The 9,298-nt window shown below is 72.2% G+C and carries 8 protein-coding genes; all 8 read left to right on the forward strand.

Annotated features, from left to right (window positions below; all coding sequences use genetic code 11):
- The first annotated feature begins 132 nt into the window (after positions 1-132).
- A complete protein-coding gene (locus tag ACZLMO_RS12280; RefSeq protein ID WP_463653905.1) occupies positions 133-999 on the forward strand; it encodes an ABC transporter ATP-binding protein in 867 nt (288 codons plus the stop codon).
- A 108-nt stretch (positions 1,000-1,107) separates the two neighbouring features.
- A complete protein-coding gene (locus ACZLMO_RS12285) occupies positions 1,108-1,917 on the forward strand; it encodes a hypothetical protein (RefSeq protein WP_463653906.1) in 810 nt (269 codons plus the stop codon).
- A gap of 519 nt (positions 1,918-2,436) precedes the next feature.
- Positions 2,437-3,171, forward strand: a complete 735-nt coding sequence (locus tag ACZLMO_RS12290; RefSeq protein ID WP_463653977.1) for an ABC transporter ATP-binding protein — start codon at positions 2,437-2,439, stop codon at positions 3,169-3,171.
- Positions 3,168-4,184 (forward strand): ABC transporter permease, encoded by a 1,017-nt coding sequence (locus tag ACZLMO_RS12295; RefSeq protein ID WP_463653907.1) that lies wholly within the window; start codon positions 3,168-3,170, stop codon positions 4,182-4,184. The genes ACZLMO_RS12290 and ACZLMO_RS12295 overlap by 4 nt, the downstream gene beginning before the upstream one ends.
- A 176-nt stretch (positions 4,185-4,360) precedes the next feature.
- Positions 4,361-5,521, forward strand: coding sequence for a hypothetical protein (locus tag ACZLMO_RS12300; protein ID WP_463653908.1), 1,161 nt, complete (start codon positions 4,361-4,363; stop codon positions 5,519-5,521).
- Between the two features lie 357 nt (positions 5,522-5,878).
- Positions 5,879-7,216 (forward strand): quaternary amine ABC transporter ATP-binding protein, encoded by a 1,338-nt coding sequence (locus ACZLMO_RS12305; protein ID WP_463653909.1) that lies wholly within the window; start codon positions 5,879-5,881, stop codon positions 7,214-7,216.
- A complete protein-coding gene (locus ACZLMO_RS12310; RefSeq protein ID WP_425715679.1) occupies positions 7,213-8,082 on the forward strand; it encodes an ABC transporter permease in 870 nt (289 codons plus the stop codon). The genes ACZLMO_RS12305 and ACZLMO_RS12310 overlap by 4 nt, the downstream gene beginning before the upstream one ends.
- Positions 8,083-8,140: 58 nt before the next feature.
- The gene (locus ACZLMO_RS12315; RefSeq protein ID WP_463653910.1) at positions 8,141-9,151 is read left to right on the forward strand and encodes a glycine betaine ABC transporter substrate-binding protein; all 1,011 of its coding nucleotides are present in this window, start codon (positions 8,141-8,143) and stop codon (positions 9,149-9,151) included.
- Positions 9,152-9,298 lie beyond the last annotated feature (147 nt).

Below are 9,298 nucleotides of genomic sequence, written 5' to 3' on the forward strand. Positions count from 1 at the left end.
CGTAGAGAGCGGAAGCGCTCGGCGACCCCGACGTTCGGGCGCGTTCCGGCCGCCGCTCCTGCGACTTTCGTCGGGGGCAGGTCCGACCGCACGGCCGAGGATCGCGTCCCGCCGGATCACGAGGCTGGAGCCATGATCACCACCGAGCTCCTCACCAAGACCTACGGCCGGCGCACCGTCGTCGACGACCTGACGTTCACGGCGCCCGCCGGTGCCGTGACCGCGTTCCTCGGCCCCAACGGGGCCGGCAAGTCCACCACGATGCGGATGGTCTGCGCGCTCAGCCGCCCGACGTCCGGCACGGCGCTCGTCGACGGCCGCCCCTACACGGAGCTCGTCAACCCGGGCCGCGTGGTCGGCCAGCTCCTCGACGCCGCCGCCCTCCACCGCGGCCGCACCGGGGCCGAGATCCTCGAGCTCGCCCTGCTCACCGTCGACCGGCCGGCCCGTCACGCGGTCGAGCTGCTCGACCGGGTCGGCCTCACCGACGCCGCCGACCGCCGCGTGCGCGCCTACTCCCTCGGCATGCGCCAGCGCCTCGGCCTGGCCGTCGCCCTCGCCGGCGACCCGCGCGCCCTCATCCTCGACGAGCCCTTCAACGGCCTGGACCCCGAGGGCATCCGCTGGTTCCGTGGCGTGCTGCGCGACTTCGCCGACGACGGCGGAGCCGTCCTCCTGTCCTCCCACCTCCTCGCCGAGGTGCAGACCGTGGCGGACCGGTACGTCGTCATCGGGGCAGGCCGGCTGCTCGCGCAGGGGACGGCCGCCGAGGTCGTCGGCGCGGGGTCCGTGCGGGTCGACGCGACCGACCGGTCCGCGCTCCTCGCCGCCCTCACCGCGGCGGGACTCGACCCCGTGACCGGGACCGACGGCGTCGAGGTCCGGGCGGGCGCCGACGAGGTGGGCCGCGCCGCCCAGGCCGCCGGCGTGTCGCTCACGCTCCTCGCCCCCGCGAGCTCCGCGCTCGAGGACGCCTTCCTCTCCCTCACGGCCGCCTGAGGGGCGATCGACATGACCGCCCCGACCAGCGCCGCCGGTACCCGACCCGGCGCCGACGCCGGTGCCCGCACCGCCCCCCGTTCCCCGCACGCACCGGAAGGATCCGAGATGACCACCACCGAGCTGGACGCAGGACCCGCCGCCATGGGCGGCACCGTCACCACCACGCCCGACGACGAGGCGCCCCCCGTCCGTGGCCTCACCATGTGGCGCCGGCTGCGGATCGAGCTGCGCAAGTCGGTCGACACCGTCTCCGGCGCCGTGCTCACCGCCGTGACGCTCGGGGCTGCGCCGCTCCTCGTCGTCGCCGCGATCGTGGCCGAGGGCGCGGCCGGGACGACGGTCAGCTTCGTCCTCGGCGCCGGCTCGATCGCCGCGGCGCTGCTCCTGCCCGTGCTCACGAGCCTGCTCATCACCTCGGAGTGGGGGCAGGGATCGATCGTCTCGACGTTCGCGATGGATCACCGTCGGGGGCGCGTGATGGCGGCGAAGATCGCGGCGGGCCTCGTCGTCGGGCTGGTCGTGGCTCTGTCCTGCCTCGTGGTGGCGATCGCGGTCTCCGCCGTGGCGGGCGTGGACCTGGGCTCCGCCGGAGAGCTCGTGCGCGTGTGCGCCGGCGTCACGGTGGCGCTCCTGCTGTACGCCGCGCTCGGGTCCGCCTGGGGCGCCGCGACGCTCAGCACCCCGCTCGCGATCGTCATCGCCCTGGCCGGGCCGCAGGTCGTCAACTCGCTCGAGCTCATGCGCGGGGACCGCTTCGCCGAGATCGCCCCGTGGCTCGCGTTCAGCCAGGCCGTCGGCGACCTCACGCAGGGCACGGTGGCCAGCTGGCCGCACCTGCTGAGCGCCGTCGGGCTGTGGATCGTGGCGCCGATGGCCGTGGGCGTGTGGCGGGTCCGCCGGGCCGACGTCTCCTGACCCCTCGTTCGTCGAGATTGCGGTTGGTGCCCGCCGAGATTGCGGCTGGTGCACGTCGAGCGTGCGGTCAGGACCGCCGGGAGCGCGGCGGACAGGTGTCGAGAGTGCGGGTGGGGCGAGCCCCACCCGCACTCTCGACCGCTGCGATCCACGACCGCCCCGGCGACGAACCGCAATCTCGACGACGACGAACCGCAATCTCGGTGACCGGGCTGAGCCGCACTCCTGGCACATCGCGGCTCCTCAGCCGCACTCTCGACACCGGGACTATGCTGACCGCAACCTCGACCCGGGCAGACAGGGACCCGCGTCATCCCGAGCCGGCCCCAGGGCGGCACCCGGTCGAGGTGGGCACGGGTGACGCGGAACCGGGTCGGACGGCCAGGGCCGACCGGCGGCGCCTACCACCGTGACCCCGACCGAGAGCGCCCCCCGATGACGGCACAGGCCGCACGATTCTCGACCCCGCACGCCGACGCACCGGCCGACGCACCCCCCGACGCCCGGGCCGGCTCGCCGATGCTCACTCTCGACGGCGTGGGCAAGACCTTCGGCGCCGGGAACGGCACCGGCACCGTGGCGCTCACGGACGTCGACCTCACCGTCTCCCCGGGCGAGCTCGTCACGGTGGTCGGCCCGTCGGGCTGCGGGAAGTCCACGCTCCTGCGCCTCGCGGCCGGCCTCGACCGGCCCACCGCCGGCACCCTGACGACCCGGACGGACGCGATCAGCTACGTCTTCCAGGACCCCACCCTCCTCGAGTGGCGCACGGCGCTCGGCAACGTCGAGCTCGCGGGCCACCTCACCGGGGTGCCGCGGGCGCAGCGCCGCCGCGAGGCGCTCGCCGCCCTCGAGCTCGTCGGACTCGCGGGCTCCGAGGACCGCTACCCGCGAGAGCTCTCCGGCGGCATGCGGATGCGCGTCTCGCTCGCCCGCGCGCTCGTCCGGGAGCCCGAGCTCGCGCTGTTCGACGAGCCCTTCGGCGCCCTCGACGAGATCACTCGCCTGACGATGCAGACCGAGCTCCTGCGCCTGTTCACCACCGCCTCCTTCGCCGCCGTGTTCATCACGCACTCGGTGTCCGAGGCCGCCTACCTCTCCACCCGGGTGCTCGTCATGAGCGGCAGGCCCGGCCGGATCGTCGCCGACGTCCCGGTCCCGTGGGGCCGCCATCGCCCGCCCGAGCTCCGCTACGAGCCCGAGTTCGCCGCCCTCACCGGCGAGATCTCGGCCGCGCTGGGGGCCCACGCATGAGCGCCCGAGACACGGACACCGCTCCCAACGACATCGCCCCCGCGGTCACCGGCCGGCCGTCGGAGGACCCCCGGTCCTCACCCCGCCCGACGACGAACGACCCCGCCCTCCCCGCCGACGCCCCGTCGTTCCCTGCCGAGCCCACCCTCCAGGGTGCCGATGCCCGCCCGGACCCGGGCTCCGGCGTCGGGAACGCTCCGGCACTTCCGCGGCGCACCCGGGGGAGCGGCCCCCGCGCGTGGCTCGGCGCGGCCTGGCCGGTCGCCGTGGCGATCGCGGGCATCGTGGCGATCTGGTACGCCGTCTCCTACCTCGTCCTGCCCCAGGACCAGCGGTTCCTGCTCCCGCCGCCGCACGAGGTCTACGCCGGCGCGCTCGCCGACGACCGCGTGATGGGCCCGATGCTCGACGCCCTGGGGAACACCGTGGTGGTGGCCATGGCGGGCCTGGGGTTCGCCGTCGTGCTGGGAGTGGCCTGGGCCGTGCTCATGTCGCTCGCCGGGTGGGTGGAGAAGGTCCTCTACCCCTACGCCGTCATCCTCCAGACGATCCCGATCCTCGCCCTCGTGCCGCTCATCGGCATCTGGTTCGGCTACGGGTTCCCGGCGCGGGTCATCGTCTGCGTCATCATCGCGCTGTTCCCGATGATCTCGACGACCCTGTTCGGGCTGCGCTCCGCCGGCAGCCCGGCGCACGACCTGTTCACCCTCCACCGCGCGAGCCGCTGGCAGCGCCTGCGCCACCTCACCCTCCCCGCCGCCGTGCCGTCGATGTTCACGGGCCTGCGCACCGCCGCGGGGCTCTCGGTCATCGGCGCGCTGGTCGGCGACTACTTCTTCCAGCAGGGTCCGGCCGGCATCGGCGGGCTCCTGCGCACGTACACGCTGCGCCTGCAGATGGACGCGCTGTTCACGGCGATCACGCTGACCGCGCTGTTCGGCGTCGTCGTGTTCGCGGTGTTCGCGATCCTCGACTCCCTCGTCATCAGCCGCTGGTACGGACCGCGCGCGTGAGCCGCAGAACCGGAGACCCCATGACTCCCCGACGACGAACGACGCCCCCGACGACGACGAACCCCGCCCCGGGCGTGCACGAACCGCAATCTCGACGACGACGAACCGCAATCTCGACGACGAACCGCAATCTCGACGGGTACGAACCGCAGTCTCGACGGAAGGGGCGGGGCGGGGTGGCGCTCGTCGGGCTGGCGATGGTGCTCGCGGCCTGCGGCGGAGGGTCCGACAACGACGGGGCGGGCGACGGCCCCGCGCCCGGGACGACCGCGGCCGAGGCGGGCAGTGCGCTCGACCTGGCCGAGGTCTGCCCGGCCACCGTCGTCATGCAGCAGGACTGGCAGCCACAGGCCGAGCACGGCGCGATGTACGAGCTCGTCGGCGAGGACTACGAGATCGACACCGAGGCCAAGTCCGTGACGGGCTCCCTCGTGGCGGGCGACGTCGACACCGGCGTGCAGATCGAGGTGCGCCCGGGCGGGCCGAACGTCGGCTTCCAGTCCGTCGCCGCTCTCATGTACCTCGACGACGACATCACCGTCGGGGCCGTCAACACGGACTCGGCGATCGTCAACCACGAGGCGCAGCCGACGGTCGCGGTCGTCTCCCAGCTCACGGTGTCTCCCCAGATCCTCATGTGGGACCCGGAGACGTACCCGGAGGCCGAGACGGTCGAGGACATCGTCGCGACCGACGCCACGGTGGTGACGAGCGGGCCGGTGCTGCCCGCGCTCGTCGCGTCGACCACCGAGTTCGACCTCTCCCGGTCGGACACGAGCTACGAGGGGACGCCGGCCCGGTTCGTCTCCGACCCGAGCATCGTCCAGCAGGGCCTGCTGACCAACGAGCCGTACGTGTACGAGAACGAGGTCGAGCCGTGGGGCCGCCCCGTGGCGAGCGGGCTGCTCGCCGAGGTGGGGCACTCGACCTACCCCGGGCCGGTCGCCGTGCGGGCGGACCGGGTCGAGGAGCTCGCGCCCTGCCTCGAGCGGCTCGTCCCCGTCCTCCAGCAGTCGCAGATCGACTTCCTCGCCGACCCGGGCCCGGCCACGGACCTCATCCTCGACCTCGTCGAGAGCTACCAGCTCTCCTGGACCTACTCCGAGGGCGTGGCGCAGTACTCGGTCGAGACCCAGCTGGCCGAGGACCTCGTGCACGACGATCCGGCGTCGGGGACGTTCGGGGCGTTCGACCCGGAGCGGATGCAGGAGATCGTCGACACCTACCTGCCGGTGCTCGTCGACCAGGGCGCGGTGTCCTTCGACACCCTCGACCCGGCGCAGCTGTACACGAACGAGTACCTCGACGACTCGATCTCCATGGCAGATCAGTCCTGACGCGGTGAGCCGGGCCACGAAAGCGCATGATCCGGTCACAAAGGGTTAACGATCACCCATCCGTGCCAGATCGTTGATATTCGTTGGGGTTCCACCGGATTCGGGCCGTGGGACGCAGGGAATACGGGCATCGTCATGTTTGCCATCCCTCCACCTGACCCCCACCCTTGAACGGTCACAGCGCTGCTCGGCCGCGCCCGGAAACGGATCCGGCCGGGCCAGGTGCCGCCCTCGCATCCCGGGGACGATGCCGGCCAGGCGCGTGCTCGTGACGACGAGAAGCCTGGTGCGCGCCGAGCGGACCACCGTGTGCCGCCCGAGGACGGGACGCGGACAGGCTCGGATCACGGAGGACAGATGGTCGCACTCAGTGCACGGAACGTCTACAAGGTCTTCGGCCGCCAGGGCCGTCGAGCGGTCGATCGCCTCGAGAAGGGCGCGAGCCGCGACGAGATCAAGCACCTCGGCACCGCGGCCGTCATCGACGCGAGCTTCGACGTCGAGCCCGGCGAGATCTTCGTCGTCATGGGACTGTCCGGCTCCGGCAAGTCGACCCTGATCCGCACCCTCAACGGGCTCCACCCCGCGACCTCGGGGAGCATCGAGATCGGCGGGACCGACATCGCCAAGGCCTCGGGGGCCGAGCTGCGGTCGATCCGCCGCACGAAGGTCTCGATGGTGTTCCAGCACTTCGCGCTCCTCCCGCACCGCACCGTCCTCGACAACGCGGCCTACGGGCTCGAGATCCAGGGTGTCGGGCGGTCCGAGCGCCTCGAGCGTGCCCGCGAGGTCGTCGAGATCACCGGCCTGGGCGGCTGGCAGGACGCCGTCCCGGCCCAGCTCTCCGGCGGCATGCAGCAGCGCGTCGGACTCGCCCGTGCGCTCGCGTCGGACACCGAGATCCTCCTCATGGACGAGGCGTTCTCCGCGCTCGACCCCCTCATCCGCCGCGAGATGCAGGACCAGCTCGTCGAGCTGCAGACCAGCCTCGGCAAGACCATCGTCTTCATCACGCACGACCTCAACGAGGCCGTCCGTCTCGGCGACCGCATCGCGGTCATGCGGGACGGCCGGATCGTGCAGATCGACTCCGGCGAGAAGATCCTCTCCGACCCGGCCGACGAGTACGTGGCCCGCTTCATCGCGGACGTCGACCGGTCGCGCGTCATCACCGCCGGTTCGGTCATGACCCGTCCGGCGACCACCGTCTGGGAGAACTACGGCCCCGGCGAGGCGCTGCGCACCCTGCGCGACGGCCAGGTCTCCGCCGCGTACGTCATCGACCGGCGGCAGAAGCTCGTCGGCTCGGTCTACGACGACGAGCTGCTCGACGCCCAGCGCCGCAAGGAGTCGACCATCGCGCCGTACATCCACCCGGACACCAGCGCCGTCAACGTCGACACCCCCATCTCGGAGGTGTTCGCCCCGGCCGCCGAGGCCCGCCTCGCGGTCGCGGTGACCGACGACGACGACCGGCTGCTCGGCGTCGTCCCTCGCGTGTCGCTGCTCGAGGCGATGGTTCCCAACGAGCTCGAGGACACGGGGACACCGGTCGAGGAGCTCCCGCCACCGGACGCGGCGGGCACGGGGGGTGACGCCGGTTCGACGACCGGCGCCGCCTCCGGCGCCCACCTCGCCGCGGCGACCGACGGCACGACCACCGACAGCACGACGACCGAGACGGAGACGCGATGAACGACGACCTGCTCTTCCGCGTCCCGGTCGGCGAGTGGGCCGACGCGGCAGTCGACTGGCTCACCAGCACGCTGGACGCGTTCTTCGACCTCATCGGCGTCATCTTCAGTGGCGCCTACGACGGCCTCGTCGTCGCCCTGAGCGAGCCCCCGTTCTGGGTGATCATGGCGATCCTCGTCGCCGCGGCCTTCCTCGCCAAGGGATGGCAGCTGGCGCTCGGATCACTCCTCGGCCTGCTGCTCATCTACGGCATGGACCAGTGGACGAACGCGATGATGTCGCTCGCCCTGGTCCTCGTGGCCAGCATCATCGCGGTCATGATCGGCATCCCGCTCGGGATCTGGGCGGGGCTCAGCTCGCGCGCGTCGGCGATCGTGCGCCCCTTCCTCGATCTCATGCAGACGCTGCCCGCGTTCGTCTACCTCATCCCCGCCGTCGTGCTCTTCCGCGTCGGCGAGGTCCCGGGCATCGTCGCCACGATCATCTTCTCCCTGCCGCCCGCCGTGCGCATGACCGAGCTCGGCATCCGGCAGGTGGACCCCGAGGTGGTCGAGGCCGGTCAGGCCTTCGGCTCCACCCCGGGTCGCATCCTGCGGCAGATCCAGCTGCCGCTCGCCCAGCCGACCATCATGGCCGGCGTCAACCAGGTCATCATGCTCGCGCTGTCGATGGTGGTCATCTCCGGCATGGTCGGCGCCCCCGGCCTCGGTGCGGAGGTCTACTCGGCACTCACGCGCATCAACATCGGGCTCGGCTTCGAGGCCGGCCTCGGCGTGGTCATCCTGGCCATGTACCTCGACCGGCTCACCGCCTCCCTCGCCCAGCACGGCGCGGTCAACCGCGCCAACCGCATGGCGAAGGGCTGACCCGGACGATCCCGCGCCCCCGCGCAGAACGACACCCCTGAGGAACCCAAGGAGAGACATGCGAACCAAGCGACTCATCACCACAGCGGCCACCGTCTCGGCCCTCGCCCTCACCCTCGCCGCGTGCGGCGGAGGAGAGGACGAGTCCGAGGACACGGGCGGCGACACCAGCGGCGACTCGGGCGAGGGCGGCGGCGACTCGGGCGAGGGCGGCGGCGAGGGTGGCGAGATCACCATCGGCGTCCACTCCGGCTGGGAGGAGGGCATCGCCGTCTCCCACCTGTGGCAGGCCATCCTCGAGGAGCAGGGCTACGACGTCACGCTCGAGACCGCGGAGGCCGGCGTGGTCTTCACGGGTCTCGCCGAGGGCGACTTCGACCTCAACTTCGACACCTGGCTGCCCAACACGCACGCGGACTACCTCGAGCAGTACGGCGACGACCTCGAGGAGCTGGGCATGTGGTACGAGGGCGCGCCCCTCACCATGGCCGTGAACGAGGATGCGCCGATCCAGTCCCTGGACGAGCTCGCGGACAACGCGGACGAGTTCGGCAACCGCATCGTCGGCATCGAGCCGGGCGCCGGCCTCACCCGCATCACCACGGACGAGGTCATCCCGACCTACGGCCTGGAGGACATGGAGTACGTCATCTCCTCGACCACGGCGATGCTCTCCGAGCTCAGCGCCGCGATCGACGCCGGTGACAACGTGGTCGTCACGCTGTGGCGCCCGCACTGGGCCTACGACGCCTTCCCGATCCGCGACCTCGAGGACCCCGAGGGCGCCTTCGGCGAGCCGGACAACATCTACACGTACGGCAACGCGGAGTTCTCCTCGGAGTTCCCCGAGGTCGCCGAGTGGATCTCGGGCTTCACGTTCGAGGACGCGCAGCTCGCCGAGCTCGAGAACATCATGTTCAACGAGATGGGCGGCAACTCGAACGACGAGGCCGTCGACCAGTGGCTCGAGGACAACCCCGACTTCATCGACTCCGTGGTCGGCGGCGGCTCGGGCTCCGAGTCCGGCTCCGAGTCCTCCTCGGAGGACGGCGCCGAGACCGAGAGCTGATCCCGCGCCGCTGATCGAGCGGCGACGCCGGGCGCGGCCCGGCACGAACGAGCACGACGCGCGGCGACGCGGGTAGCCGGACGGGGAGTCGACCGGGAACGACGAGGATCCGGTGGACGGCGGCGGCACGGGGCGCCGGACCCGAGG

Source organism: Georgenia sp. G2120, assembly GCF_055326485.1.

Bases quoted from the DNA above. Each gene is read 5' to 3' on its own strand.
- ACZLMO_RS12280 (WP_463653905.1), top strand. From the start codon at position 133: ATGATCACCACCGAGCTCCTCACCAAGACCTACGGCCGGCGCACCGTC.
- ACZLMO_RS12285 (WP_463653906.1), top strand. From the start codon at position 1,108: ATGACCACCACCGAGCTGGACGCAGGACCCGCCGCCATGGGCGGCACC.
- ACZLMO_RS12290 (WP_463653977.1), top strand. From the start codon at position 2,437: ATGCTCACTCTCGACGGCGTGGGCAAGACCTTCGGCGCCGGGAACGGC.
- ACZLMO_RS12295 (WP_463653907.1), top strand. From the start codon at position 3,168: ATGAGCGCCCGAGACACGGACACCGCTCCCAACGACATCGCCCCCGCG.
- ACZLMO_RS12305 (WP_463653909.1), top strand. From the start codon at position 5,879: ATGGTCGCACTCAGTGCACGGAACGTCTACAAGGTCTTCGGCCGCCAG.
- ACZLMO_RS12310 (WP_425715679.1), top strand. From the start codon at position 7,213: ATGAACGACGACCTGCTCTTCCGCGTCCCGGTCGGCGAGTGGGCCGAC.
- ACZLMO_RS12315 (WP_463653910.1), top strand. From the start codon at position 8,141: ATGCGAACCAAGCGACTCATCACCACAGCGGCCACCGTCTCGGCCCTC.